Origin of the sequence: Frigoribacterium sp. UYMn621 (assembly GCF_040549525.1) — a bacterium.
In the GTDB taxonomy this organism is placed as follows: domain Bacteria; phylum Actinomycetota; class Actinomycetes; order Actinomycetales; family Microbacteriaceae; genus Lacisediminihabitans.
Genome location: NZ_JBEPTM010000049.1, coordinates 1 through 1357 on the forward strand (window position 1 = coordinate 1; position 1357 = coordinate 1357).

Sequence of the window (1357 nt, forward strand, 5' to 3'; positions counted from 1 at the left end):
CTGAACCGTCCCGGGTTTCATGCCGCCGGTTTGTTGGCGGCGTCACCTTTTGATGGGCCGATGGTTCGAGCGTAGTAGGCCCGCTCATATTCCTCGGGCGGGATGTTGCCGAGGAAGCTGTGGAGGCGGTCGTTGTTGTACCAGGAGACCCAGTCGAAGACGATCTCCTCAACCTCGGGGAGGCCCTTCAGCGGGCCGCTGCGGAAGGGGGAGGTTTTCGCGATCGCTTCGTTCTTGAACAACCCCATCACGGTCTCTGCGGCCGCGTTATCGTAGGCATCGCCCACGCTCCCGATCGAGGCAGTGAGCCCTTCCAGCGCCACAGTCTCGGTGAAGCGAATCGAGGTGTATTGGCTGCCGGCGTCGCTGTGGTGGATCATTCCTGGTTCGATGGGTCGGCCGGTGTGGTCGCGGCGCCATAACGCCATTCGCAGACACCCTTCCACGAACGCGGTGTCTTTCACCGTCGAGGCCTGCCAACCCACGATGGCGCGGGAGAACAGGTCGATGACGAACGCGACATACACGAACCCGCTCCACGTGGCGACATAGGTGAAGTCGGTCACCCAGGTGTGATTCGGCCGCGGTGCGGTGAACTGCCGGTTCAGCATGTCGCCGGCGCGGGTGCCGTTCTTGACCGGGACCGTCGTGACCGTTTTGCGTCCCCGGACCAGGCCGGCCATGCCCTCGTCGCGCATCAGGCGATCGACGGTGTGTTTGGAGATGGTGGGAAACCCGGTGCGGGCAAGCCACGCCGTCATCTTGCGTCTCCCATAGAGCACCTCCGGGCGTTGCCGGCCGCGGCCATCGTGTTCCCGCAGCTGCCGTAACCGGGCAGTGAGGATCGCATCATCGATCGTCCGCGTTGACGGATCACGCAGTTTCCATGCCCGATACGACCGTGGGGCGACGGCCACGCCCTGCTGACGCAGGACGCGACACGTCGACTCGACCCGGTGGCCGTCCGCTTTCATCTCCTCGATGAACTGGCAGATCAGTGGCGGCGAGGGTCGAGTTCCCTCGCGAAGAAAATTGACGCCGCCTTCAAGATCTCGTTCGCTTCCTTGAGATCACGGTTCTCCCTCTTCAGGAGTTTGATCTCCTCCAGCTGCTCCGTCGTGGGACCGGATACGACCCCAGCATCGGCCTGAGCCTGCATGACCCATTTCCGCAACGTTTCGGCCCCGACGTTCAACTTCGGGGCAAGGTCGCGGCAGGCGGCCGACACGGATGGATAGTTGCCGAGGCGGTCAAGGACCATCCGGACCGACCGGTCACGAACCTCCAGCGGGTGTTTCTTGGGCATAAGCGCATCCTTTCACCAGAAAGAAAGCGGCATGAAACCCGGGACGGTTCA

General features: G+C 63.1%; 1 protein-coding gene. It reads right to left on the bottom strand.

Annotation, left to right across the window (positions count from 1 at the left end):
* Nucleotides 1-17: 17 nt before the first annotated feature.
* A protein-coding gene (locus ABIB54_RS17825; protein WP_354576873.1) for an IS3 family transposase occupies nt 18-1306 on the bottom strand; the annotation gives its coding sequence in 2 pieces (ribosomal slippage) (nt 18-1033 and nt 1033-1306; 1290 coding nt in all).
* Nucleotides 1307-1357 lie beyond the last annotated feature (51 nt).